Source organism: Achromobacter sp. HNDS-1, from assembly GCF_040084795.1.
Lineage (GTDB): Bacteria > Pseudomonadota > Gammaproteobacteria > Burkholderiales > Burkholderiaceae_B > Achromobacter > Achromobacter ruhlandii.
On the sequence record NZ_CP157584.1, the window covers coordinates 1,769,088 to 1,794,336 of the forward strand.

The 25,249-nt window shown below is 58.8% G+C and carries 18 protein-coding genes; 3 read left to right on the forward strand and 15 right to left on the reverse strand.

Annotated features, from left to right (window positions below; genetic code table 11):
• Positions 1 to 296: 296 nt before the first annotated feature.
• The 3 genes from ABFG95_RS08140 to ABFG95_RS08150 form a co-directional block, all read right to left on the reverse strand.
• The gene (locus tag ABFG95_RS08140) at positions 297 to 620 is read right to left on the reverse strand and encodes a hypothetical protein (RefSeq protein ID WP_054470945.1); all 324 of its coding nucleotides are present in this window, start codon (positions 618 to 620) and stop codon (positions 297 to 299) included.
• A 380-nt stretch (positions 621 to 1,000) separates the two neighbouring features.
• A complete protein-coding gene (locus ABFG95_RS08145) occupies positions 1,001 to 3,535 on the reverse strand; it encodes a UvrD-helicase domain-containing protein (protein WP_348995742.1) in 2,535 nt (844 codons plus the stop codon).
• A gap of 1,546 nt (positions 3,536 to 5,081) precedes the next feature.
• Positions 5,082 to 5,591, reverse strand: coding sequence for a hypothetical protein (locus ABFG95_RS08150; protein ID WP_279972458.1), 510 nt, complete (start codon positions 5,589 to 5,591; stop codon positions 5,082 to 5,084).
• 453 nt (positions 5,592 to 6,044) lie between these two features.
• Here ABFG95_RS08150 and ABFG95_RS08155 point away from each other — a divergent pair, with 453 nt between their 5' ends.
• Both ABFG95_RS08155 and ABFG95_RS08160 read left to right on the forward strand, forming a co-directional pair.
• Positions 6,045 to 6,929 carry a DNA adenine modification methylase gene (locus ABFG95_RS08155; protein WP_348995743.1) on the forward strand — a complete coding sequence of 295 codons (885 nt, stop codon included), beginning with the start codon at positions 6,045 to 6,047 and terminating at the stop codon, positions 6,927 to 6,929.
• Positions 6,930 to 7,454: 525 nt separating this feature from the next.
• The gene (locus ABFG95_RS08160) at positions 7,455 to 8,063 is read left to right on the forward strand and encodes a hypothetical protein (protein WP_054470939.1); all 609 of its coding nucleotides are present in this window, start codon (positions 7,455 to 7,457) and stop codon (positions 8,061 to 8,063) included.
• A 116-nt stretch (positions 8,064 to 8,179) separates the two neighbouring features.
• Here the strand turns inward: ABFG95_RS08160 and ABFG95_RS08165 are convergent, their stop codons facing one another.
• From ABFG95_RS08165 to traL, 12 genes are all read right to left on the reverse strand, one after another.
• Complete coding sequence (locus tag ABFG95_RS08165) at positions 8,180 to 11,686, reverse strand: conjugal transfer protein TraG N-terminal domain-containing protein (RefSeq protein ID WP_348995744.1); 3,507 nt, start codon at positions 11,684 to 11,686, stop codon at positions 8,180 to 8,182.
• Positions 11,687 to 12,017: 331 nt separating this feature from the next.
• Positions 12,018 to 13,487 (reverse strand): conjugal transfer protein TraH, encoded by a 1,470-nt coding sequence (locus ABFG95_RS08170; protein WP_279968339.1) that lies wholly within the window; start codon positions 13,485 to 13,487, stop codon positions 12,018 to 12,020.
• Between the two features lie 30 nt (positions 13,488 to 13,517).
• A complete protein-coding gene (gene traF / locus ABFG95_RS08175; protein WP_076515809.1) occupies positions 13,518 to 14,495 on the reverse strand; it encodes a conjugal transfer protein TraF in 978 nt (325 codons plus the stop codon).
• Between the two features lie 46 nt (positions 14,496 to 14,541).
• Positions 14,542 to 15,108: a S26 family signal peptidase gene (locus ABFG95_RS08180; RefSeq protein ID WP_348995745.1), complete on the reverse strand. Its 567-nt coding sequence runs from the start codon at positions 15,106 to 15,108 to the stop codon at positions 14,542 to 14,544.
• Complete coding sequence (locus tag ABFG95_RS08185; RefSeq protein ID WP_279968336.1) at positions 15,109 to 15,597, reverse strand: hypothetical protein; 489 nt, start codon at positions 15,595 to 15,597, stop codon at positions 15,109 to 15,111. It lies immediately after the preceding gene.
• Positions 15,598 to 15,631: 34 nt separating this feature from the next.
• The gene (locus tag ABFG95_RS08190) at positions 15,632 to 18,112 is read right to left on the reverse strand and encodes a TraC family protein (protein WP_279996643.1); all 2,481 of its coding nucleotides are present in this window, start codon (positions 18,110 to 18,112) and stop codon (positions 15,632 to 15,634) included.
• Positions 18,113 to 18,302: 190 nt separating this feature from the next.
• Positions 18,303 to 18,701, reverse strand: a complete 399-nt coding sequence (locus tag ABFG95_RS08195; protein ID WP_054470931.1) for a hypothetical protein — start codon at positions 18,699 to 18,701, stop codon at positions 18,303 to 18,305.
• Between the two features lie 47 nt (positions 18,702 to 18,748).
• Positions 18,749 to 19,456, reverse strand: coding sequence for a TraV family lipoprotein (locus ABFG95_RS08200; protein ID WP_279996644.1), 708 nt, complete (start codon positions 19,454 to 19,456; stop codon positions 18,749 to 18,751).
• Positions 19,453 to 20,694, reverse strand: a complete 1,242-nt coding sequence (locus ABFG95_RS08205) for a TraB/VirB10 family protein (protein ID WP_279968335.1) — start codon at positions 20,692 to 20,694, stop codon at positions 19,453 to 19,455. The genes ABFG95_RS08200 and ABFG95_RS08205 overlap by 4 nt, the downstream gene beginning before the upstream one ends.
• On the reverse strand, positions 20,691 to 21,548 hold the full coding sequence (locus ABFG95_RS08210; RefSeq protein WP_054470928.1) for a type-F conjugative transfer system secretin TraK: 858 nt from the start codon (positions 21,546 to 21,548) through the stop codon (positions 20,691 to 20,693). Before ABFG95_RS08210 ends, ABFG95_RS08205 begins: the two co-directional genes overlap by 4 nt.
• Positions 21,545 to 22,318: a TraE/TraK family type IV conjugative transfer system protein gene (locus ABFG95_RS08215; protein WP_054470927.1), complete on the reverse strand. Its 774-nt coding sequence runs from the start codon at positions 22,316 to 22,318 to the stop codon at positions 21,545 to 21,547. Before ABFG95_RS08215 ends, ABFG95_RS08210 begins: the two co-directional genes overlap by 4 nt.
• Positions 22,315 to 22,602, reverse strand: coding sequence for a type IV conjugative transfer system protein TraL (traL, locus tag ABFG95_RS08220; RefSeq protein ID WP_054470926.1), 288 nt, complete (start codon positions 22,600 to 22,602; stop codon positions 22,315 to 22,317). Before traL ends, ABFG95_RS08215 begins: the two co-directional genes overlap by 4 nt.
• A gap of 1,091 nt (positions 22,603 to 23,693) precedes the next feature.
• Here traL and ABFG95_RS08225 point away from each other — a divergent pair.
• Entirely contained in the window at positions 23,694 to 25,235 is a 1,542-nt protein-coding gene (locus ABFG95_RS08225) for a TraM recognition domain-containing protein (protein ID WP_165601246.1), read from the forward strand.
• Positions 25,236 to 25,249 lie beyond the last annotated feature (14 nt).

The following is a 25,249-nucleotide window of genomic DNA, read 5'->3' on the forward strand; positions in this document are numbered from 1 at the left end:
GCTGTGAATTGGCCCGCCGCTATGTACTAGGCCGGGATAGGAATGCATCCAGCGCTTGCACTGCGTTGACGGCAATGCCGCGATGGATTCGTCCGTCGTTCATACGAGCCGCGATCGCCTTCGCCATGTCCCGCGCGAACCGGGTGGCATAGGGAGGCGACACTTCACGCGGTCGGCAGACGCATTCATCGGTCACGTCGAATGCATACGAGCGCCCGGCGCATTGCACGATGTAGGCCAGCTGGGTGCCCGTACTGAGAATGTGGCGGCGCACGCGCAGCGCCTCCACCCGCGCGTCATCGAGAGAACATGCCTTTGCCATGATTCTTCCCACCGCATGAGCACTCGCAGCGCATGACCTTTCCTCGGGCGGTCATGCACCGCGCATCGCACTCATGGCGCGACGGGAAAGCCTTGTATTCGATCATGCGGGTTACCGGCAGCGGGTCACCGCCCCCGGCGACGGCATATGCAACCCGCATCGAAAAGCCGTCATAACGGATTCCCTTGACGCCCGGAAACTTGGCAGCGAACTCGGCATTGGGCATGCCGAACATTCCGCGTCCTTGCAACGCGACAGTATCTGCGCCGTGGTCGTAGAAATACCTGATATTGGCCATGAAAACACCCTCGCTATATATAGGCAACTATTGCCTATTATGAGGATCCTCATGGCCATTGTCCGCCAGCGCTTGTAACTACGCCCCTCGCGCGGGGAGACGCGTGAGCATGAGGGCATATACCCTCTGCTGGACCATCCTGGACACCGAAGCGCCCCCCGGCGCGAATCGACCAGACTCTTCTTTTGCCCAGGCCTTGATCTTCGCTCTCGCCGCGGCCTCGGTGCCAACTAAGCGGACAAGAACGTCAAAAAGCAGTTTGTCCATGGACACAAAGCTTGGCCTGGTGCCAGCGCTGCCGCCCCCTGCGGCCACCGCAGCTGTGCGCGGGTACTTGATGCGCACGAAGCCTTCCGTCTCCTGTGCTGTCGTCGCGCTCATCAATGCCCTCCATTTCCAGTATTGACGCCCGCTCGTTCGAGATGGGCGCGAGCCTGCGCCAGGCTAGCACTCGCTTGATCGAGCGTTTGCCCGGGGTTTGAAGCAGAGGATTTGATCGGGGCTTTGGAACGGGCTTGAAGGAGCCCGTCGAGCTCCTCAAACAGGCTGCCCTGGCGCGGATTAGCGACCGCCCAGTTCACCGTGTGCATGGCACGCGTGATCGCAACGTAGACCAGCCTGCGCGCTTCGTCTCGCTGCGATTGATCGTAGTCACCCAATCCCGCCAGCTTGTACAACTGGGTGCGAATGGGATGCGGAGCAGGAGCGGAAACGTCGCCCAGTATCGCGGCATGCTCGGCCTCCAGGCCCTTGGCGCCATGAATGGTGAGGTACTGGCAACGTGGGGTGCGGGGCTTGACTTCATCGAGGACTGTATTCGTTCTCGCCATCACCATACCGTCCGCACCCAGCCCAGCGAGAGCGCGATAATCCGCGGCGTCGTCGACCTTTGTCATGCTCACGGGCATGCCAAAGTCTTTGGCCGGGCCTTTGGCGACCGCCGGCGGCTTGCGAAGTTTGTAAGCAACGCGCTCAAGCATCATCTCGGCAGTCTGAACGATTTCAGAGGATGAACGATAGTTCGCCAACAAGACAAGCTGGCTCGGCTCGAACCCTGGCGAGAAGTACTTTGCGAAGTCGATGAAGAAGTTGGGCGACGCTCCACGCCAGCCATAAATCGATTGGTAGTCATCGCCCACGACCATAAACGAGCTGGGCAGCTTCGGATTCGAACTCCGGTCGGCCGCCAGCTGTCGATCGCGGAGAGCGCGGATCCACTTCACGAAATTCAAGGAGATGTCCTGAAACTCGTCGATCAAAAGATGACGGGAGTTACGCAAGGCGTCCGCTGGCAGCCGCGCCATGCCTGCGGCGCCCCCAAGCTGCGCAAACACCTCGCCCGTCGTCGTCATGCCGTTCGCATGAACTTCCTCCGTAAACGCGGGCCAGAAACGGGCCAGCCCGTCCACGAACAGCCTGTCCACGCCTTTGAGCGCGGGCGCAATTTTGACGCAGGTCTTTGCGACATCGAGCCCGAGGCATTGAATGAACTGAGCCTCTGCCCAGAATGCCTCCAACACCCAGCGAGGGTGGAACTCCCCTTCAAGCTGCACCTGAAACTGTGGGAAGCCGTGGAACGCTCCTAAGGCGTATCGGACTTGCTCGGCAAGGTGCGCCAGCTGAGCGGGCTCTGAGATCCAGATTATGGGCATCGTCGCCGGGATATCTTGCAGATATCCAACCTTAAAAGCGGAAGTCACGGCCATGGCCATCGTGTCGCCCCCGGTTGAGAATCGTCGGGGCGGCTTAAGCTCAGCCACTTCTCGTGGTATCCCGAGAATTACGCGCGGGGCCGGCTGGCCTGGGGCCGCCAGGCTGGGCACCGTCGCGTTGGAGTACCAGGGGCCTACGGCCGGATTTGCTCGGGCATATGCTGGGTTTCTACCCAAGTAAAACGGTTCGACCTTGAACGCAATTCCGCTTGCATCGAGCTCGGAGCGGTATTTCTCGCACCATAGTTCGTAAATTTCTTGCGTCCGGGCCTCATCGCGCGCTTGGTTGAGCTTGACACGCGGCACCCGCTTTTCAGCCTCCCCGGCTCTGGGCTGTGCGAACAGAAAGGCCCTTTCAAGCCCGATGACCGCCTGTTTGAAGGCCGGGTCGGCACCCAGCAACTTGCCGCCCACCTCACGCAAAATCTCGGGCAAAACCGGCAGTTCATCGAGCTTGGCAATTGGTGCGAACGGCGTATCTGGCGAGTCCTCTTCATCATCAGTTGGCGCCCCCGGTTCGCCGGCGTCGTCCAGCATGTGCGGGTCTTTGACGGGGGATTTTTTCGGAATCCGGTCCGCGGTGTTGACGTTCAGGCCTGCCGCCCGCGCCTGGCGGAACGCGAGCGAGTGAAAGGTGCGTACCCTCGCTTCGATCAGCCGCTTGCTGATGGTTGGCTCGAAAAGCTGGGCATTAGAAAGCAGCTTTTTGATGAAATCGTCTCGCGACTTGTTCGTGAACGTGACGACCGTGATCTCGTCCCAGGCCGCCCCCAGGTAATAGCGAAGCACGATGACGCGTAGCGCAAGCGTCGTCGACTTCCCAGAGCCAGCCCCGGCCGCCACGCGCACGCATGTCGATGGCGTAAGGATCATCTTCCATTGCTCATCCGAGGGGAGGGCTCGGCCTGCTCGTTCGAGTCGGTGACTGAGTTCAGCCCGTATTTCGCGCTGCCTTTCGGCTGCCAACAAGCTCGGGGGTGGCGGAGGAGGAGGAGGAGGCACCACAGGAGCGACGATCGGCGTAGGCGACTGTGCGCCCCGCTCCCCTCCCAAACTCCCCGCCAAAGGTTGCGCTCGCGGCGCAGTTCGCTTTTCGACCCGCTGAGGCGCTTTCCGGGTGCGATCCTTCCAGAAGTACGCGCCCCCGGCGCAAATAGCCACAAGGGCAAGCGCAGCTGCGCTGAGTTCCAACCAAATCAACATTGCCTCCTGTAAACCCGGCGGGTTATTGCTGGGTTGTTTTGATGTCCAAATGGGCCGCCTCGCCCACGTCCGATCCTTCAGGCGCTACGCGCGCCCCCTCGTAAAAAACCCGGTGGGTTTTGTTTGGGTTTCACCCGGGTATCCGTCTGGATACCTACTCCAAACCCGCAGGAACACCGGCTTCCCGCATTCCAATCACTACCTCCTCCAGCCTTGCGTAAAAAACCCAGTGGGTTTCGAAAACTATCCCAGCGGCTTTCACGAATGCGCCAGAGGCCAATCAAGCGCCCTCATCCATGCCTCTTCCCGCTTCAAATACCCGATCAAAAACCCAGCAAAAACCCAGCCGGTTTGTCCTGGGATAGCGGCAGGTTCAATCCGGGTTTTTGCTGAAATCCGAGCTCGAACCCGAGGCAAAGCTCCCAATCCCATTACCAATCCCAATCCCATATCTTGACTGGCTACGCCAGTGTCAACGCCGCTTCGCGCCGTCGACCTGCCCGTGATGCTGGTGGACCGCCAAACCCCGAGCCCCCTCCGCTCAAACGCCCGCCAAAGCGGATATCGCAAGCTTGGTGGGGCGTTCCGCGCACGCCCAAGGGGTTGCATACCCCCTTCCCCGACGACGCCTTAAATCGATTTCGATGCACAAACAATTGTCGCCAACCCGCGCAAGTGCAAAACAGGGAGCACCGGGCAAAAAAAGCAGGTCCAGGGCCGAGAGAAATCTTTTCCCCTTGCCGGGCAAGGGAAACCTGACTACAGGACGCCAAGAAGCGCATTTGCACAATGAGGTAGGTTGGCCCGGGGTAGGTATAACCTATTATCCCTATGAGGCCAAGACGAGCAGACAAGAACCAGCTTTTGGAATGTGCAATCCAAAATGGGAACTTCTAGGGAAGACGGGAGAGGAGCAAGGGGCGGAAGGTATCGCCACTGCCGAGGCACGATCCAATCCAGCAACAGCGTATCCCACGTGCAGCGGGACGCATGCCCTGGGATGCCACTGTGACGCATAGCCGCCTGAAAGCCGTTAACAGACGACAGTGATCAATGGTGGATAGCCAGATGACTGCTGGCACAGCATAACGTATAGGGCCGCCAAGCTGAAGGGGAAGCCAAGGCCCTTGGCTAGGCCAGTAGAGCCGTGACAGTAGGCTGTGGCCAAGCAGCGGTGTCCGCCTGCACCTGCCTACCCCCATCAAAGCGCTGCGCCGCTGAGTGGTGCCTTTGTGTGGGGGTATGGGTAGCTCTAGCGATCAGCATATGGGTAGAGAATGCCTGCGCTGTGTGTATGGACGTCGCGTAGTTGGGAGTCAGCGTAGCCAGGCATCCGTACGTGCGCATGCTCTCCGCGGCAGAGACCACTGAAGAATCGCCCATAAGAGCCAAGGCCCTTTGACCGCCTCGCAGAGGCGGGCATTTGCCAGGGAATTTGCTAGGGGATTTGAAGTGGTGAAAGCTGGAGAGAACTCAGGCGCCGTTGACCAGCACGACGAGGGCAAGCCCGGCCAGCTACTGATGCGCCGCTGGCATCACCTCAGGCCTAGCCCTTTGACTGGGGATTTGCTGCGGGACGCTGGATCTTATCCAGCATGGACTCCATTTCGTCGAGCCAATGCAATGTGGCTGGCAACAACCCGCCAACCCCAGAGGAGAAACGTTGCAGCAATGTTCCGATCCTCGCGCGCTTGTCGAGTAATCGATCGACCTCCTGACATACCTTGGACACCGCTTCTGAATTGGCCTCGAAGTCCTTGGACCGGCGCCGGCTTCGGGAAGCAGTCCCTTTCCGCAACGCGACCGACCACCAAACGCTCTCGTTGTTCTTGCGCAGCCATTTAACAACCTGGGGCGTCAACGTCCTTCTATCCTCGCCCTCCCCCCTGACACCCACGAGTCGCCATTCGACGCGAAGCTTCCCGGGCAACGCCGGCTGCAAGGCGTCCAGCAGTTGGTCCAGCCTGCGCAGGGCATCATCTATGCGGACGATCACTTGTCTCATGTCTTCGACCCGCTGCGCAGCGTTGTCGGCGGCTGTTCGGTACGTATTCATCTGACGGACCCTCGGGTCCCTACTAGGTTAAGCAAACTGTGACCCCCTCGTTCCCGTACTAGGACCTTTCCCAAGCAATATTTAGCCATCCTCACCGGGGTGTTGGGAACCCCCGGACCCGAAATTCCGGCCGCGAATTTGCCGCAGGAAATTCCCATTGCAGTATGACTAATGACCATTGGCCAATGTGATCGTCACCTCATGACTCGGCCTCAGCAGAACCCGACGGTCAACACCGCCAAAGGGGTGTCCCCCCCTCCTGCTTCACCGGCGGGACGGGGTCCCCCCCGGGGTTAACGACGCCATGATTACGCCCGAAACTCCCGCTCTCGGGCCACTGCGCTTGGCGCCCCGAGAGCGGCGCTCTAGGGAACTCAGACGCTCCACCGCGAGATGTCTTCGACTTGGCTGGGATCGGATTCCAACCCAACCCATTTTGTCGAGGTATCACTCATGTTCAAAACGTCCGTTTGCTCTTATCCGGACAGAGGAAGCTACGGCAATAGCCGTTATCGCGGAAACTGCTCAGGACACGTCATCAAGGATTTCGTTGAAACTTACCTTCCAAGGCTGGACGGACTGTTTGCCGATCCGAGCATCGGCAGCGGCACGAGCGCGCACGTGGCTGCCGAGTTGCGCGTGCGCTTTAAGGGCACCGACCTGCATCAAGGCTTTGATCTGCTCCGGGACGACTTCCGCGCCTTTCTGGGCGAAGATGCGGCAGCAGTGTGGTGGCATCCTCCGTACTGGGACATGATCCACTACAGCGGCTCGCAGTGGGGGAATGTGCCACACCCTAGCGATATGAGCCGAATGACTTTGCCGGATTTCACCGAAGCCCTGGCGGTATCGTTGATGAACATCCACGACGCATGCGCTCCAAATGGACACTACGGCGTGCTGATGGGAAATCTACGGCGAGAGGGACGCTACTACAACCTATCCTCGCTCGTTGAACGCATCGCACCAGGCCGGCTAGTGGACGAGATCATTAAGCTCCAGCACCAATGCAGCAGCGACCGAAAACACTACGCGAATTCCTTCGTGCGGATCAGCCACGAAAAACTGTTGGTGTTTAGGAAAGCCGGCGGCCGTGCGTTCAGTATGCTCGTCCGTATTCAACGACGGGTCGACAACATCGTTGCTGCGACGTGGCGATCCGCGGTCCGGCGCGCGCTCCACGGTCGCTCGCCCGTCCCACTGGATCAGATCTACGCGGCCATGGAGCCCTATGCGATGTCCCGCCAGAATGTCCACTGGAAGGCGAAGGTGCGCCAAGTTCTCCAGGACGAACGGTTTTTCGTCCGCGTCTCCCTCGGCGTATATCAGCTCGCCTAAATGGCAAATGCCTACTGACACTTGTCAGTAGGCATTTTTTTTGTCCGTACCGGACCACAAAGGAACTACGAGCAAACTTACCTGAAAATATCGGCAGCGATAAGGTCGTCAACGAGCTTGTCGCCCGTCATGTGACGCAAGTCAGGAGGAAGAAGCCCCTCCGCTCGATCAGACTCAGGCGCACGAGCTGCGGCATCCCCTGCTCCAATGATGAGGTAGCCTACTTCGCCAGTTCCCAGGTCACTGTTCGGAAGGGGGACGACTGATACAGTCGCGTGCCGGCTTTCAAGGTCAGCCACCAATCGGTGCACCTCGCGCGCGACACCCTCCAACGTCGCACCGTTCCGCACGACGTATTTCAGCACGGTAGCCACATGGGCCTCCTAACAGAATTTTCACCGATTGTAGACCTTGCTGGCCGCTGGGCACACCAACAACTGTAACCCCGCTGCCACCTTCAGATGCCGATCACATAGGACCACTAGGATATCGCCGATGTAACATTCGACAATACAGGAGAGCCCAATGAGCGCGACAAAGGACGTGAGCATAGAGCGAGAGATCGACCCCCAGCGGGAGTTTGCCTTGGACGGATCCTTCGCTTCGTCCGAAGCCGAGGGATTCCATCACGGTTCAGTGACTGAAGTGGGCGCGGAGTCTGCGTTTGGCGGCAAGGCGCGTGCATCAACGCGGGCGTCAAAAGAACCGGAGGATGACGAGAGCGCACTCGCTCGGGCCCGCGCCCGAGAAGACCTCGTCGACGAAGCCAGGTCGTCCCTTGCTAAGAAGTACACCGCCGAGGCGAACAAACTGGTCGAGGAAGGCCAGAAGCACCGCGCAGACGCATCTCGTCTTGTAGCAGAAGTTCCACGCATCGCCGCGGAGACCCAAAGGCTGCACGCTGATGCACAGCGGTTACATGCAGAGACCGCGAACACGAAGGTCGATACCTTGCAAAAGAAGTTTGGCATGGTAGTAGGACTCGTGCTTGTCGCAGTTTTTCTTGTCATTCTCGTCACCACCGCGCTTGGCCGCGACAAAGATATCGCAGCCAAGACTGGTCAGTTTCGAAGCGACGCGCAAGACAGCCGAAAGGCATTTCAAGAGGATCTTGCTAAACGCATGAGGCAATAAGCAGCACATACCGACATCCCCTGGATGTCGGTTTTTTTTTACCCACGCTCTCGAAGTGAACGCAACGGAGGCAAAAAAAAGCCCCGCAGTTTGCGGGGCATGCTTACCGCGGTGGGTCAGTCGCGTTTGGGTCGAATATTACGACCTTGCTGACCGTCAAACAGCCGGCCTCCAGGCGCATCCTGTCTACTGGGCGAGCTACCTTCGGCATCCTGCGGATCAGAGGACCAGACAACCTCGCTTCTTTCGAACGATCGAGGCGCCGCAGCGGCCGCGCCAGCGCCCAGCCCACCACCGATTTCTGTTCCGGCAGTGAGATTACGTGCCATGGGCACTTGGCCTCCCCCCCCTTCGGAGGCCGACGATGGTCCCATTGTCGTCGTCTGAATTGGAGTGGCGCTGGCTGGAGCAGTCGGACGATCACCCGCGATAGGCGCAGCGTCCCCACGAAGCTGCCCATCGGCCACCGGCACCGCTGCCGGCGTCTGTGCGGGACTGGCGCTGGACGGACCATTCTGACGATCACCCGCGATGGGCGCAGCGTCCCCACGAAGCTGCCCATCGGCCACCGGCACCGCTGCCGGCGTCTGTACGGGACTGGCGCTGGACGGACCATTCTGACGATCACCCGCGATAGGCGCAGCGTCCCCACGAAGCTGCCCATCGGCCACCGGCACCGCTACCGGCATCTGAACGGGACTGGCGCTGGACGGACCATTCTGACGATCACCCGCGATAGGCGTGGCGTCCCCACGAAGCTGGCCGTCCACTGGCGGCGCATCAGCGAATGCCCGGCCCGAAAGGTATGCTTGAGCTCGTGCGACTGGATCGGAAGCAGGAACCCCCGAAAGAGTTTCAATGACCCGCCCCGTCAGGTCAACATCCGCTGCACGAGACCCGGGCGCCGCGTTCTGGCCTTCATACCGAGCGTGGTTAGCTTCCTCCAGCGTCTCACCGCGTCTCACGATAGTCGATCCTTGATTCGAACTTTGCAGCTGTTGTCGCAACTGGTCCCCGGTCATCGTGTCAGGCACTCCGGCGCTCCGGTAGCTGGCGTCGCCGCCAGGCCCAACGCGGCCGGTTACGTCAGGCGGGGCGAGCGCCTGCACGTCACCTGAGACGCCTCGCAACGCACCGGCATCGAAACCAGCGCCGATCCCAGTCGCACCTGCAATCACGTCGACCGCGCGGACGTACCCGCCCTGGTCATACTGCCGCAGCGTCTCCAGCTTTGCCCATTCCTCGGAGCCGGCACGATTGGAACCAGCCTGGTCGGTGAGTTGCCTATAGGTGGTGTTGGTCACCGACTGAAGCTCTGGACGAGCCTCAACCAGCTTGTTATGCAGGTCATCGATAGTTGACTTGACCGGGGCATACGAATCGTTCCTCTCCAGCAAATGCCCGTTCTGGCTGAGGCTCAACGTGAAGCCCGCACCGATTCGACTGCCAGCGGACTCCGTGCGCGCATAAGTCTCCATTTCAGAGCGCGCGCGTGACACGGTCTCAGTCACCGATCCGGTGGCCGACCTCACATCGCTTGATTCCCAGCCGTCGCTTCTTTGCACTTGATGAGCCGCGTCCGACAATGCTCCCATTCGTATCGTCGTGGCGGATGAATTTGCGGCCATGGCCGCGCGGTTTATTTTCTCCGACTCTTGCTGCGTGATAGTCTCGGTGTGCCGCTTCCCATCCGAATCGGTCCAGCTGACCGATCGACCTGCGCTCACACCGCCAACCATCGGAGCGCTGAATCCCAGCTTTCCGTCCACGCTGGTTCCAATGCTCTTGCTTTGCTCACGGAAGATCGCATCTGCCTTCTGCTCCGTCATCCCGCTCTCGATGAGTCGCTGCTTGAACGTCTGCTGAGCGGCCATCTGTGCGCTTTCCTCACCCGTGGCAACTGTGTCCCGTACAGCAGTCGATGTACTGCTGCCTGACTTGAGCCCGAAAGCAGTCGAGTGGACCTGGGCCATCGCATCAGCAACTGACGCTTGCGCCTGCTGAGTCTGCTGCCACGTACTCTGCTGCATGGCCGAAAGGTCGTTACCGACCTGAATCTGTCGGTCCGCCGCATAGGACGAAGCGCCGCCGGCGTGCATATTCTGTGTGTACGCCGGCGTCACTTGAATGGGAGCGGAGTTCTTAACGGAGTCGGGCGCAACCTTATCCTCGGACACGTAGTCCCGCCCGGACATGCGTTGGGCCATACCGGCCATTGCATACGGGGAGCCATAGATGATCGCCATCGTCAGCAACGGAACAGCCGCCATTAGATCGGAGGCATATGCAAGGTTGGTGCTCAACGTGTCGTACATCACCGCATCGAAATTCTGCAACGTTAACGCGTTGAGCGCGTACTGGCCCATCTTCTCGACCACGGTGAGCTGGATGAACCCATTAATCACGGCCGCGAACGGTAGCCAGCTGAAGACCCATGCACCGAACTGCATGAACTTCGCCATTGCTCCAAAACAACGGGCGCCCGCAATCAAGCCGTACAGGAAAACAATGACACCGAACGCGTAGTACAGCATCTGCATATACGTCATGCCGGTGAACATCGTCTTCTGAAAGCCGCTACCAGCCGCCGTCGCGTCCACCTTGTACTTCTCCATGGCGTCGCTTTGCATCATGGTGCACTCATTGAATGCAGATGGGCTTGTGGCAGCAAGGCGGCATCGATATGTGTCTGCGGTTGCATTGCGAAGCAGCGCGTTCAGCATAAACTGTTGCGCCGATTGGCCCCATCCTGCCCCAAGCTGCATCAGGGCGTTGTAGCTGTTCTCCACGTCCGCAACCGTATACGAAGATTGCCCGCCCGCTCCCAAACCGACCTTGGCAGTCTTCATGTTCTGATTAATGAGGGTGTTCAGAGGAGACGTGGATAGATTGGCATTGGCGAAAAGCAAATCGACGCGCGATCGCAGTGCTTCTGCCGCCTCAATGCACGACATTGCAACGCCAGCTTCGATATTTCCAGTGCCGTCGTAGTTGATGTATCCGATCAGCACGCCACCACGTTTGGAGTTGTCCAAGAGATAGTTGAAATAGTCGGGAACCTGCTCCGTCTCTGTGCTGTTGACGGCAGAGTTTGGCGAACAATAAAGCACGAAATTCTTCCAGGTCGCGACCATCGCCGGGTCGGCCTTCTCCAAACCGCCACGCATGGTGAAGAGCAGCGCAAGCGGGGTAACGAAGCCATTCTGCGCGACAGTCATGTAGCTACCGCTCACCGTCGAGAACGAGGTATCCACGGTCTCCAGGACGCCGTAGCTAAGCTGACTGTAGAGTGCCGCCGGAATGCCAAGCACCGCGGGCACGTTATCAACCGCACGAATACTGCCGTCATACACATTTACCAGCTGGTTGCGGATCGGCAATCCGGCAGCGGTTAGCGCCAACACGATGATCACAGCGCTCTCGAAGATGCTGTGCCCTCGATTGACAGTGCTTGGCATGTACTGGTTCATGTGGAACCAGGCACCAGAGGCGATCGCGAGCAACCCGCCAAGCACCGCTGCGCCGGTAATGAGGCCTGTATCGTTGAACGCCATGGCCACGCCATTGAGCGTGGCATAGAACATATCGAGCGGGCCGGTCAGGTAGGTAGTAAAGGTCGCCATAGTTCTCAATCCGCTTGGACGTCGTTCTTCGAAACGGCGCGCTTCACTGATGCCCCAAACCTCAGCCGCCGGAACAAGAGCGACGCGACGAGCACAGTTGAAAGCGACGTGTACACAATGAGCCAGACGGCCAGTGCGATAAAGCCAGCGAAGCCCGCCCACGGCAATACGCCTACCTTTCCTCCGGAAAGAGCGAACATTACGCAGCAAAAGATGCACGTCGCGACAGCAATGACGCCGGGCACTGGCGGGAGTACGACTGTCAGCACCCGAATCAGCCAATCGCTTGTCGCCGGCGCGTTCACGGCGATATCGAGGGAATTCCGCGGGATCATCGATAGTTCCTGAAAATGGCCGGATTGAACTTGACCAAGATGTCCGAGTACTCCTTCGCCTTCATCACTCGGTCCCACTGGATAGCATTTTCCTCGCGCATCTGACGGACTTGGTCGCTCAGTAACCGTTCGCGAGCCTCGATCACTGGCGGCATTGTCGTTTGGTCCTTACCCGAGAATGCTTGGCGGATGGCGCGCAACGCAGCGTCCCCATACGAAATCGTTATTTCGTTCACGATCAATGGCTCAAGTTGCTTTGCGACTTGAGTCATTGATGCCGTGTTCTGTTGGGTTGCGACCAGAAGGCCTAGGAGAGGCGCCGATACCGCGTTCAGTAGAGCTCGCTGCTGCGCCGTGAATCCGCACTCGTTCCGCGTGCTTTCGCAACTGTTGATCTTCGCGATAATGGAATCCGCATACACCTGGTCCTTCGCGCCAAGCGTTGAACCGTACAGCAGCTTCGCGACGTGTTCTTTCACTCCCGTGAAAGACGATGGAACCGCTTCAAGCGTCACCGTGGTGCACGGCCCATCTGGAACCCGGTCAGCCGTGCTGTCGTTGTATCCACTAGCTGGACAACGCAGCATTTCCAGCCGGCTCGCTTGGCCCTCCTTGGCTCCATCACGGATGTTGTAAAGGTCGACGGTGCCCGCCCGAACCTGGCCAATGGATTTTGCGCTATCGCTGTCAGAGGAGTCTGCGCCGACAACGACAGTACCGGAAAGCGACATGACGAATTCCTTCGACGCCTTTCGCGTGGACTCGCCCGTCAACAGATTGCCGAACTCGTCTGCCGCGCCAGAGTTACCCAGCGCTTTCCACACGAGATTTCCGGTCTCCGTAATGGCGTTCTTGTCCGCGGCCTCCTTCGACTGGCGATTCGCGCTGCTGAAAAAGCCTTTGACCGAATCGGTGATGCTCGCCACCCGGTCGACAAAGCCTCCGCTTCCTTCCGAGTTTTCCGCGGAGAGCGACTCCTCTGAAGCAAACAACGCCTGCTTTCCCCAGTTCACGACGGTGTGGGCAAGAGCGCAGGTATTGCGAAGGTTCTGCATCAAGCTTTGCAATATCGACTGAAAGTCGCCCATGATCTTGCCGAGCGCAGGGTTGATATAGTCGATCGCCGCCTTGAATGCCACGCCGATTGCGTTCGCCGCGATTTGCCGAAGAAGGGCTTGCAGCTGTTCGCTATTGATGAACGAGAACGAGCCACCATAGAGATCTATGCCACCACATCCAGCAGCGAGCCTCGGCGGGTCAAACGCGATAAGGTTTATCGGACGAACCGGAGTTCGCACACCGATTCCCCCACCGACAAAGCCATTGCGTAGCTGGCTGTTAAACGACCCAGGTGCGGTCGCATTCGCAAACATGCCATCCAGCTCAGAGCTCAGCGAGGCCGCCTTTAGCTCCGGTGACAAGCTTAAAGCGACGGCTAGTGCCGTAAGAACGACGGACCTTCGCATGTGAAGTCTCAACCTCATAGTGTTTTCCTTTTAGTACTGGCCCGACAGCCGCTCTTTCAAATAGCGCACCCACTCACCTGGGTCGTCGCCCGCTCCCGCCTTCATGTCCTCGGTACTGAGCACACCGCGATCGAACACGCGTAGCTTCTTCAGGATTTCTTCTGGTAGCAGCCCGTTGTAGTCGGCAGCGACGATGAGACGGTCACGAAGCTGATCCTGAGACATCATCCCTTGCGACAGGATGTAGTAGTTGTCCGGTGGGACCACGAACACCGTAGTGGGAGTGAGCCGCAGACCTAGCCGCTGCGCCTGGCCACCATTCGGGACAAACTCATCCTGTCCAAGCCCGGGGACCGCCTCGCCGTTCATCGAAATGAATTTGGTTAGGAAACCGAATTCGCGGGCAAGATCCCTCACAGCCGAGACCTGCGGCGGACAAAAGGCGCACGTCGAGTCGAAGAACACCCAGAGGCCACCGATCTTGCTGAGATGCTCCATCGCCTCGGTTTGGCCTTCCCCTCGATATCGCAGGAAATCTTTCTTCGCAAAGCTGGACAGTGGAACGCGATTGTTTTCGTCTAGATACGGATCGTTTGCCACAACCATCTGAACCTGGTTTGCATACCGTTGCGCTTTGTCCATCGCCACCCGTTGAGCGTATAGATATGCCTCCACGTTTTCCTTTGTTGGGTCGTCAATTGCTCGACCTAGAAGCACCGGCATCTGCTTCTGTAACCACTCTACGGAAAAAGGCTCCACCTCCTGCCGCCTGTAGGATGGAGGCTCAACAGCCTTGGGCGATTTGGGATCGGCTGGTGGCGTGGTTGCCTGCTGCTTTACCTGGTTCTCGTCTACAGGTTCGGGCTCCAACTCCGGATCTTGGTACCAAAACCAACCTTCGCCCTTGCGGTCATAAAAGCTTGTATTTTGTGCAGCCGCCGCGGTCGGCAAGATCGCAGCGCACAACCACAGCCCGGCAAATATCTTGAGAATCGGATTTGCACACATCTAACGGTGTCCCACAAATGATTTATTTAAATCATACTTTTTTGATTTAAAAAAGGGGCCATGCCTGTCCAATAATTTGGTCTTGGTCGAGGAATCCCCAGTACCGGCCATCGTAGGATCCGGGCATGGTGCCGAGCAGCAGCACCTTGCCCCCTGGAACCGTTGCATCTCCCTGCATGCGTAACCCACTTACGTCGACCCGACTGGACAGGCCTAGCGGGCCCCAGAATTTCCCGTTGATGGAGATGCCCGAATCGTCCACGCGAACCCTATCACCTGGCAGCGCGGCCACGATCTTAATGATCCGCTGTCCATCCAAGGCATGGCCCATCAGTCCACCATTGGCGATGTACTCGACGTACATGCCGCGAGTAAGCCCGCCTTCGGGACGCCCAAGCCTTACAAAGTAGAAGGTGTGAGGTAGGCAGCGGTTCTCCTCCACCTGCACGTCCAGAGCAAAGTGCATCTTCTGGCGCAATGCGTCGGTGATTACCGGACGGGCCGAGAGCGCCAGCACGGCGCCCACCAGCGTTAACAATATTGCCGTCCGGTTCTTGCTCAGCTGGCGGCAGTTGGCCGCGATTCTTCGCCAGGAGCTTTGCAGGTAAGTCATCTACTTCTCTGCCCCCAAGCCCAGGCGTTCGGCCACGACTGTGGTGACATCCCCCAGGGGCGGGACAGCGAGTGCAGCATTTTTGTTCAGCACAAGAATTCCTGCACCTTCATAGTCGCGCAGGACGCGAGCTAATTGCGCCGCGAAATCTTGAGCGACATCGACCGGAGAGTTCACCTCCCCGGCAAGCGACGCCCTCTCATAGAATCGCTCAGCTAACCCTGCCGCATCGAGCACTACGACGGGCGTGCCACCGCCCATTTCTTGAGACGTAGCGGTCGATCGTGTCCTTTGCGGGGAATCCGACTCAGCACTCAGCGGGCCGTCCGAGTCAAGGTTCCATGCCGCAAGAGTTGACGCAATTACCACCGCGACGAACACCGCGATCGCAAATTCCGGCTTTATGGCCTTAGGCCGCACCAGCCACAATCCCAATAAACACAGCAACGCCGCGCCGGCGGCCACGTACAAAAACGAGAACAAATTCATTCCGATCACCTTGCAAAAGAAGAGTTGTCTTGGCTCAGCCCATAGTGAGAGTGGGTTCGTGACGGGAAACCACACCGCGCGCCTCTTCGTCGAGGAATCTGCGGATAGCAGCGTCAGCCGAAACACCCTGATCGATCATGCGAAGGATCTCCGTCCGTTCCCTTCCGCTGGTGGAGAACATCACATTCGAATAGCGGCTTCGCACGAGTCGGTAGATCTCGTATGCGGAGTCGACTTTGAACATGAACTCGGAGTAGACGTTGTCCACTTTGTGAATCGAGTTGATCTGCTCCGCGCCATAGGCGTCGATTGAAAAGTGGTCTTGATTAAGTGCCTTCTGCACCTGATCCGGCTTCTGCTTGAGAATCGCATGCCACGCCGTGTTCTGGAGGATCGAGTCTCCGCGGGGAGATTTGCCGATATCCAGCAGACCCTGGGTCACGCAAGCGATTGCGCCAAGGTCTTTACGCGCGCGGGCGTAGGACTCGTCAATGCCCTCCGCCATGATCGGATTCAGCAGCCATTGTTTCGCCTCTTCCACCAGCAAGAGATTTCGAATGCCCTGGGTTTTCAACTTCTGTCGGCTGCGCGCGATCGCGGCAAACATCTGAAGCACAACCACGTCCCGCAGATGAGGAAGAAGCTTCAGGTCACCCATCTCCAGAATGATGAGTTGGGCGTCCATGTTGATGTTGAAGGGCTTGTTGAACCAATGGGCAAACTGGCCCGAGGCAAACGGGTATAGCTGCTTACCAATCGTCCGCGACAACTCGTCAGGCTGCGTCAACAGAAAATTGGCGACATCCTCGGGAATAGCCTCGTTCGTGTTGTTCATGTACGCAGCCGTAATCGCGCGTTCCAGAATCGGACGCTTCACGTCGTCCAGCCCATCATTTGGCGCGGCCATCTTCGTGAAGATCGTCGAGAGCAGCGACATCTCTTCTTGAAGCCCCCCCATTGGAATTGATGTGAAAGGATTCAGCGACAGAAAGCTTTCCTTGGAGAAGGTGATGACCTGGCATTTATCGGGGCCCAGCGACCGACCAAGCTTCTCGTAGGATCGGCCGTCATCGATAATCCACACCTTCACCCCTGAGGCCAGCATGTCGGAGACGACCGCCTGCACCCAAAAGGACTTCCCACTGCCAGATTCGGCATACACGAGGCCGTTTGCATTACCGGGTGTAGCCAGCGGGTCTATCATCGCGGCTTCGCCACGTCGTGTTAGAACTAGGGTTCCTGACGAGGTCCGACTCCCCGTTCCGTCGCCATAGATCGGCAAAAATCGCACGGCTTGCGGAACAGACATGGAGCGCAGGCGGAAGGAACGGTGCAACCCGCCTTCACTCCCATTCAATGGGAGGGCCTGCTCGAATACGGTGCGCAGGATTCGCTTGTCCTCTCGGATATCGAACTTCTTTCCTTTACCGCCGATTGCACGGTAGTAAGTGCACAAGCTTTCGCTGTACGAGCGAAGTCGGTCCTTGCTCTTCGAATAGATGACAAGCGCCATGGACACTTGCACGCCAATTTCACCGCGGCCGTTCAACGCGTGGACGAGCGTGTCGATACGCTTTTTCTTATAGCCAATAACGGGCCAGAGCTTGATCGTCGGCCCGTACGCCTGGTTGTTGATCACCGTCGACATCAAGCCGACCTTACGCTTAAGCGCCTGCTGATCGGGGTAAAGCATGACGAAGGACAGGTAGAAGGGCTCCTGGATCTGATTGGTGAGCCCCTTGGCGTCGCCTATCACCTCATTCATGATCCATGAGTGCGCACGCTGGGGGAAGTTGTTCACGCTGAGCACCTTGGCGAAATGCTGCCCGTCATTGAACGATATCGACGCGTGATCTTGGGAATAGTCGACCGAGAACGAGTTGGGAAGAATCTGCTCGTTGAGTGGACGTTCTTCGTCCAACGGGGCGACACAATCATCGTCTGAAGCCCAGGGGTTGTGGACCTTCTTAACGATTCGCCGATACCCCGCCTCGTCGAGCAGACGAAAATGAAAGCCTGCGGTCTTCAGGCGGTCAAACAGCCCTGTGACGTGCTCGGTCGCGGGTGCGAGATCGTCGGCCGCGACGTCAGCCGCGGTCACTGGCACTTTAATTCCCACAAAAAGCCGTTTTTTGTGGACCCGAACTCCATTCGTCGGAATGAGCGGCTGCGTGGTCCCTGACGCGATGTATTCGGCATGCTCGCGAGCCATCGAGGCCAATATGCCGCCAGCACCGGCCTTTCCTGAGAGGTAGCCCTCCACAATGGCATCGATGTCGGGATCGGCGAGGATACCCCAATGAATGATGGACCCCGCGGGAAGGTTCGCAGACAAGGATACTGAAAGGCGCTCAACGAACTGGTTGTCGGTTCCCACCACCGGCGAGGTGACACCCACCGCGCCAATGAAACGCTCCTTCAACCGTTTGGATTCGAAGTAGAGGATATTGGAGGAGTCATCCCACGCAGTGACCGTGATGTTCTCGGCGGGATGGTTTTTCTTGAGCTTGCTCATTATCTGGCGTCCGGGGTGGGGATGATTGCGATCGCGAGGCTGCCGACTAGCGGGCATGCCAAGCTCAGCGAAGGGTGCACAGCAAAACTAAGGCAGCGGGTCCGGGCATCGAGCCGGACGTCGCTGCCTTCCTGCATTTGCTACTTGGTAGAGCAGATAGAGGGGTCAGTTCGCCTCTGCGCAGGCACCCCTAGAGGGTGAGGCCGGGAATCCCGGTAGTTACGACGTGCGCGACGACCTCGGGCAACCCGGACGCACGCGCCTTCACGACAGCATCGACGAACGGACCGATAAGGAACGCCACGCCCACGCCGATCGCGGCGGGCTTGAAAGTCATCATGACCGCCGTGGCCACAAGCCCGAACAGGACCGATACGAGGCCAATGGCCAGGCCAAGCGAGCCGTTGTACTCGTCTTCCAGGAAGTCGTTGAATTCGGTCAACGCGTCGCCGCCGCCACCAGCATGTGCTGATGCCAGCGACACAATGGCGATAATGATGAAGGCGGCGACCATGAGCAGCCATTTCGGAGGGTTCTGAATCGCACTCTCGCTGGAACCGGAAGCCATCGGCTTGAGGGAGATTTCCATGTTTTATTCCTTTAGTTTCTATCCTTGGTTGGTGAGATTTTCGTTCGCTACGGGTTGGTGATTTGTGGCATTCCTCCCATGTCCTTAATGCTGTTTTCCCTGGTGCTTGTTGCAGAGGAGTCGGCGGGTTCCTGAGATCCGCCGGAGCGCGGCACACGCGGCGAACCGACAGCCTTCGCACCCGCCGGCCGCACCATCTTCGCCGGCGCCAGAATTCCTCGATTAACGAAACCAGCCGCCCCCATAGCCCAGCGGCGGGGCTGGACTTCGGTGAAGACGTACGAGGGGTAATGCAGGTCGTCACGTGCGTCGATCCACGGTGCCACCCAAATGCGCATCACCACGGCGGGCTCGCGAACGGGCTTACCGTAGATGTCGCTTCCAGCGCCCGGGCCAGCCCCGGCACCGACGGCCGTGACAAGGTCATAGGAGCCTGCAACCGTAGCTCCTTGCGTCCGCTGCCGATCGCTCTTGCCAGCCGGAAAGCTTCCGATCTGCACATTGCCCGCGACCGCCCCGGATTCAACGTCCTTCATGGTCACCCCGAAGGGCAAATCGCTCTCCCTCAGAGGCATCGGTTGATCGGTCGACTTGATGACGGCCATCGGCGTTTTGCACGTAATTCCGTCTTGCAGCGAATCCGGATTGTTCGGATCCATGCACGTGAACGAAGAGCGGCCGCCCGCGGGATCCAAGATCGACGCGCAACCGCTGAGGGCCACGGTTAACGAACACACCAATAGGAGCTTCTTCATTTCAGTACAAATCCTTTCTTAAGTGCCACGGTCACCTTCCTGCCGGCGTCAACTTCGAGCACCGGCATCATTTGGTCAGCCAACTTCAGGTAGTACTCGCTCACGCTCTTGGCGGCGTCGGAGAGGCCTGTTGCAAGCCCGGTCTTTCCGATCGTGCTGGCGTCGACGGACTGAGTCTGGACGCTTCCCGAAGGGTTGAGATCCAAGCCCTGTACGCGGGTCGGCTTTAACGCGTCGCCGAATCCGGACAGCACGCCGGCCATCAACGTCTTTGCGATCAGCTGCCCCTGCTTGGAAACGAGCCGTCCCCGCACACCCACGCGCCCGTCTTCCCCTAGCACAAACCCATCCAGCGGAGCCTCTACGACGCGAGGCTCTTTGGTCGGATCGTCATTGGGAATGATGCAAGCGATACTCTCGGTGCGCAGCTGGGCACGCTCATCGGAAAGTCCCCCGTAGCCTGCGACCAGCACGCGGCAATCATTCAGCGACTGCGACGTATGTCCATTGGGCATTGACGAAATGCCCTTAACGCGGAGGATTCCGGGTACCGCGTTCACTTTTGCCTTGGCGGACTGGTCCGTCGGAGCGTCCATACCCGTGATGAGGTGCCCTTCAAACACCGTGGTCATCGGGACGTATTCACCAGGAGCCTCGGAATCTGTCCGTGGCTCTTCGGGCTTTGGCGTGGCGTTCTCGGTAACCCGGATGCGAATGGCCTTCACCTCCGGACTGGCCGTGGGTGCGGCCATCGGAGCTCCGGAAGGCAAAGAAGAGGCCGGGGCATTCGGAAGCTGATATCCCGCACCCAACTCCCTCTTCCCTTCCAGCGAGTCTAGGCGTGTGCTCAGCTTCTGGACCTCAGAAAGAATGTCCTTGGACACGCCGTCCGCGCCTGGCGCCGATTTGATCTTGTCAATCGCGTCCTCCAAACGACCGAGGATTTGCTTCCGGGCCTCTCGCTCCTGCTTGATCTGGTCTCCAAGATCCTTCAACTGCTTTGATTGCGCCGTGAGGTCGCCAGCGAGCATCTCGACCGTGCGATCCTTCGGCTTTGGCAGCAGCATGTTTGCCGACACCGGGGGCTCGGGATTCTTCGGGACGCGCTTCTTGGGCGCGGGCTTCAGAAGAATGAAGAGCAGCACCACGACGACGATGAAGCTGACGCCGACGATCCCCAGACGAACACCCGAGCCTTGCTCGTTCCACCAGTCCTTCAGACCTTTCTTCTCGCTCATTGCGCTCCTCCCTGCCCCGTGGCGGACTTGTCCGCGACCACGAAGAGATCGGTCTCCGCTCCACCTCCCACGACGGAGGTTGGGAAGAATGCAACCCCGCGAACACCTTCCGCCCAGAAGGAGGGCTCTTGCAACTCCACCGTCCGATCAGCCGGTCCAGATACCCGGTACCGGTATATGTCGTAGTGCGCCCCAGAATGCCGCGACAGGGGCCGGATGCTCACCTCACCGATAGCTGCAACCGCAGAAGGCATGTATCCCTCAGCGTAGCCCTGCAATCGCCCTCCCGACGCAAGGGTCCGCAACGCGTAGACAAGTTGATCGGTGTACACATCAGACTTTGCACGCGCATCGAATCCGGACGTCGATGAACCACCAGCGTTAGACCCGCCGTTCAACTGAAGAGGAATCACCTGGTTGGGTATCGATTTCGGAATGAGGAGAAGCGAGATGACGGGATCCCCCGGCTGGTCGCCCGTGATGTAAATCGCCTGCGCATCAGTCGCGCCATTGGCGTGCACGTACACAGACGAGCCGTTGGCCGTGATAACCATCTCCCCAAGTTGAGGCTTTTTGTCTTCGCCGCTCGTAGCGTCGATTACCTTCGCTCGCGCAAAAGGCGTCGCGATGCGGTTCATGTACGTGGCCGAGATGTCGACAGGCACGGTCTCCTCCCCCGTCACAGGGACCACGTTGCTCCGCTGGACGGCTTCGCCAGGCATGGTGCCGACACCAGGCATAGCCTGGCGTTGCACGGGAGTCTGTCCTGGGGGGGGCAACTTGTACTGGTCCACCGCGAAGGCGTTCGACGCGGCGCATGACGCCAGAAGTAGGCTATAAACGACTCGCTTCACTTACTCTCTCCTTGCTCATTGTTCTGACGCCGCTCGTCGCTCATCAGATCTCTGGTTTCGACGCTGCCGCCGGCCGCGCCGAAGCGAACAGCGTCGTCGAACCAAGGATCCTTTGCGGCGTCTTCCGCACGTTGATCCGCCGCGTGCTCAGCCGCCTCGCGCTCCAACGCGCGACGGTTTCTTGATTGCCAATGCTGGCTTTTCTCTTGCTTGCCTGGGTAGTGATCGAACTTGGAGATCTGCGGCCAGCCGTTCTCGATGGCGACTTGGATTTCGTAAACGTACGGAGTTCCTTTCCCGATCGGGCCGGCCGTAGTCGTAGACTGGAGCTCGCCCTTGATGAATACCGTCTTGGTGCGCGCCTCGTAGTCCATTCCGGTCGCAGTGAACGTCACGCTGCCTCCGCGGTCCTTGAACACAGGATCCATCGCAAGCGCGAAGAGTCGGCGCCTGACTTCCGGATAAATCGCCGGCGACGTGATGAGCCCCATCGCGTCTGCCACAAACGTCACGTTCTTGGGGCTCACGTTCCCCGTAAGGGTCGCCGCAGTTAATGCAACGCTGATCAGGTAGTCCTTGGACGCACTATCCGCACTGATCTCTGCCTCTACTGTCATGCGAGGCGGCACCAGGCGAGTCACGACGTCCTTCTTCAGCCAGCCGTACAGCGCTCCCAAGGTGACCACGCTCTCAATCAGAAGAATCACGAGCAAAAACTGGACGCTTCGCTCGGCGCTTCGCCAGGACTTCGTCAGAAAGTTGAGCTTCATGACCACAGCACCCCATGCTTCGCGTTCCGATACAGCTTGTTGATACCCGCCCAACCTGCTGCAAATACGATGTGTGGGATAGCTCCCATCATCTCGTTCTGCTTCCAGCGGCGCATCCGCGCTGTGAACCAAAGTCCGATGGCGGCGCCAACGAACGGCCACATGCCGCGAGCGATGTAGCCGCCCAGGAAGCACAACATCAAGACCAGGAACTCGTCCATTTCCCATAGAAGAAATGAAGGCATGTCGTCCGTGTGCGCAGGAATATCAATTTCGTCGATCATTGGTTGCACTCCTTGTTGTTCGAAGCAGGAACAATCCTTCCGCCCACGACTTGCGCTCCAGGCACGTGGCATGCGGCAGATCCTGGCGAGACGGCCCCAGGGGATGGTTGTGGTTGACGGGCCGCGGATTCCGCAATGCCTGGATTGCTACGCGGCGTAGCTCCCACCGCCTTAGCTCCGCGCCTAAGTTGAGCCGGTCGATCGCCGCTGACCAAGATCTCCACCCGGCGGTTCAGACTCTGATCCGCGAAGCTCACCGGTAGCCTCTTTCCGTACCAGCGCGCTTCGATTGATTTGGCGGGCACACCAGCGACCTCCAGCGCGCGTTTCACCCCCTCCGCCCTGCGCTTCGACAGGGCGAGGTTGTAGGCGTCAGTACCACGCTCGTCCGCATGCCCCACCACCAGATACGAGACTCCCTGCCCTGCAACTTGCGCGGCAACCAGCGCCGCAGCGTTCGTGGACGCCGACTCCGACAAATCGAAATCGAATCGAACGACTTGGCTCAATATGAGTCTCGGATCCTTCCGGTAACTCGTATCGATCCACGTTCCGGGACGGTACGTAGACGGCCCTTGAACCGACCACACCGGTTTGAGCTTCTCTGGTCCCACCCGTTTCGGTGTCGCGACCGCATGCTCAGAGTGCTCAGGGACGGTTACGAGGGCGGACGTCTCGGGCACGATCCACTCGCGCATATCGAACTGACCCTGGCTCTCAGGTGCAGCCGCCATGCTCGACGTCACAACAAGAGCACTTCCTACCAAGCCAATAAAACGCCGCATTCGGACGCCTCCCACTATTTGCATTGCGTGGTATTTTAGCGATGAATGTTTATATCTCAACCTGTGAATGTTGATTTTTTGGGCGTCGGGCCACGCGCCCCAGGGAGCTAGGAGGAAATGAAAGGAATAGGCTTTTTTGGAAATCGCTTGGGCGGGGCGGCCGACACCCTAGCCTTAGCGGCAATTTCGTCGTCAGTGTTGACCACGTCCCCGTTCTTCAGCGGCCTGCCTACTGTGCCCTCATACGCTCTTGCTGGGCTAGGTGCTGCATGGGTGGCCGGACGCTGCATGCACGGCTTGGCTGGCATGCATCTATTCCGCTCAAAGCTCAATATCCGTTCCAGCGACCTGCTCTCAAACGATGGCATGCTGATCGGGTATACGACTGATCGCGGGCGTGCCGTTCGGCTCCCAGACGAAGCGCTGCCGTACCACGGCATGGTCGCGGGGCGAAGCGGCTATGGAAAAACGACTTTTGCCCGGCTGATGATGCTGCAACAGATCATCCGCGGTGGCGGGTTGCTCATGATCGACGCCAAGCTCGACAGCGACGACATGTCGTGGGTTGCGCAAGTCGCCCGCTGGGCCGGACGATACCAAGACATGCAGTTCATAAACCTCGGAGATCCCGCCAACAGCAACAGCTACAACTCCGTTCTTGAAGGCGACCCGGACGAGGTCGCCGACAGAATATTGACGAGCCTCCCCGCTCCAGAAGTGGCCCCGGCCGCGGAGCACTATCGTCAGTCCGCAAAGCAGGCCCTCGGGGCGATCGTCGGAGGAGTCCAGGCGCTTGGACTGGCATACAACTGCATTGATCTCTCCATACTGCTACACAACGAGCGCGCACTATCCGAGCTAGAGGAGCGCCTTCGCTCCGTGCTGCCTCACCATCCCGCAACGAAGAATCTTTCGCTTTGGATTGAGCAGTACCGAGGTGGTTTCGGGAACGACACGGGACCGGCCTCAGCCAGGATCAACATGAAGCGTCTGAAAGAGACCCTAGGCGGCATCGCCGGGCGGTTGCATGCGTTCGGCACTGGGACCTTCGGCGAAGTCGGGTCGTCGTACAGCCCGGACGTGCGTCTGTTCGACAGCATGATGTCGAACAAGATTACATACGTCTCTTTGCCAACGATGGGGAAGGACGAATCCGCCCGAAATTTTGCGAAGATGCTCCTGGCAGATCTTCGATCCGCTATCGCGCGGATACAGCAGCTACCGAAGTCGCACCGATCGCGTATCCCATATCTCGCCCTGCTGGACGAGTTCGGCGCCTACGCGTTGATGGCGATGAATCGAGTATTTGAGCAGGCAAGAAGTGCCGGAATTTCGGTGTGGGCGATGTTCCAAAGTATCGCCAACCTCGATGCCGTGTCACCAGATTTTCGCGACATGCTGGAAGAAAACACCGATACAAAGCTGTTCTTCAAGCTCGCGAGCCCGAAGACAACTGAGGAGGCAGCCAAGATGATCGGCAAAGGGACATTCTCCAAGACGACCATCAGCGCCACCAGCCGTGCGTCCGAGTCGACGCCAAAAATCACGCCCGCGCCGGAAGGCGGGCTCAGCACTGATGCGGGATACGCGATCGCAGAGTCAGAGGAGGAGCAGTACCGCGTCACTGAAGATGACCTGAAGAAGGTCGACCGTGGTGAGTGCATCATGCTCTATCAAGGGTGCGAGCTATTCAACCTGCGGATACCAAACATCACGATCTCGAAATGGCTATCGTCCAAGGCAGTTCCTATCCGCGTCAATCGCACCAAACGTAAACAAGTAAAAGGCTGCGACTATTTCAAGAATGCGGACCGGTATCTGACCGCAGCAAAGGCTGCCAGAGCTTGAAGCACGCCCGAACC

Coding starts and splice junctions, on each gene's coding strand:
- ABFG95_RS08150 (WP_279972458.1), bottom strand. CDS start 5,591: ATGAATACGTACCGAACAGCCGCCGACAACGCTGCGCAGCGGGTCGAA.
- ABFG95_RS08165 (WP_348995744.1), bottom strand. CDS start 11,686: ATGGCGACCTTTACTACCTACCTGACCGGCCCGCTCGATATGTTCTAT.
- traL (WP_054470926.1), bottom strand. CDS start 22,602: ATGATCGACGAAATTGATATTCCTGCGCACACGGACGACATGCCTTCA.
- ABFG95_RS08200 (WP_279996644.1), bottom strand. CDS start 19,456: ATGAAGAAGCTCCTATTGGTGTGTTCGTTAACCGTGGCCCTCAGCGGT.
- ABFG95_RS08160 (WP_054470939.1), top strand. CDS start 7,455: ATGAGCGCGACAAAGGACGTGAGCATAGAGCGAGAGATCGACCCCCAG.
- ABFG95_RS08140 (WP_054470945.1), bottom strand. CDS start 620: ATGGCCAATATCAGGTATTTCTACGACCACGGCGCAGATACTGTCGCG.
- ABFG95_RS08170 (WP_279968339.1), bottom strand. CDS start 13,487: ATGCGAAGGTCCGTCGTTCTTACGGCACTAGCCGTCGCTTTAAGCTTG.
- ABFG95_RS08205 (WP_279968335.1), bottom strand. CDS start 20,694: ATGAGCGAGAAGAAAGGTCTGAAGGACTGGTGGAACGAGCAAGGCTCG.
- ABFG95_RS08215 (WP_054470927.1), bottom strand. CDS start 22,318: ATGAAGCTCAACTTTCTGACGAAGTCCTGGCGAAGCGCCGAGCGAAGC.
- ABFG95_RS08180 (WP_348995745.1), bottom strand. CDS start 15,108: ATGACTTACCTGCAAAGCTCCTGGCGAAGAATCGCGGCCAACTGCCGC.
- ABFG95_RS08155 (WP_348995743.1), top strand. CDS start 6,045: ATGTTCAAAACGTCCGTTTGCTCTTATCCGGACAGAGGAAGCTACGGC.
- ABFG95_RS08225 (WP_165601246.1), top strand. CDS start 23,694: ATGCATCTATTCCGCTCAAAGCTCAATATCCGTTCCAGCGACCTGCTC.
- ABFG95_RS08190 (WP_279996643.1), bottom strand. CDS start 18,112: ATGAGCAAGCTCAAGAAAAACCATCCCGCCGAGAACATCACGGTCACT.
- ABFG95_RS08185 (WP_279968336.1), bottom strand. CDS start 15,597: ATGAATTTGTTCTCGTTTTTGTACGTGGCCGCCGGCGCGGCGTTGCTG.
- ABFG95_RS08145 (WP_348995742.1), bottom strand. CDS start 3,535: ATGTTGATTTGGTTGGAACTCAGCGCAGCTGCGCTTGCCCTTGTGGCT.
- ABFG95_RS08195 (WP_054470931.1), bottom strand. CDS start 18,701: ATGGAAATCTCCCTCAAGCCGATGGCTTCCGGTTCCAGCGAGAGTGCG.
- traF (WP_076515809.1), bottom strand. CDS start 14,495: ATGTGTGCAAATCCGATTCTCAAGATATTTGCCGGGCTGTGGTTGTGC.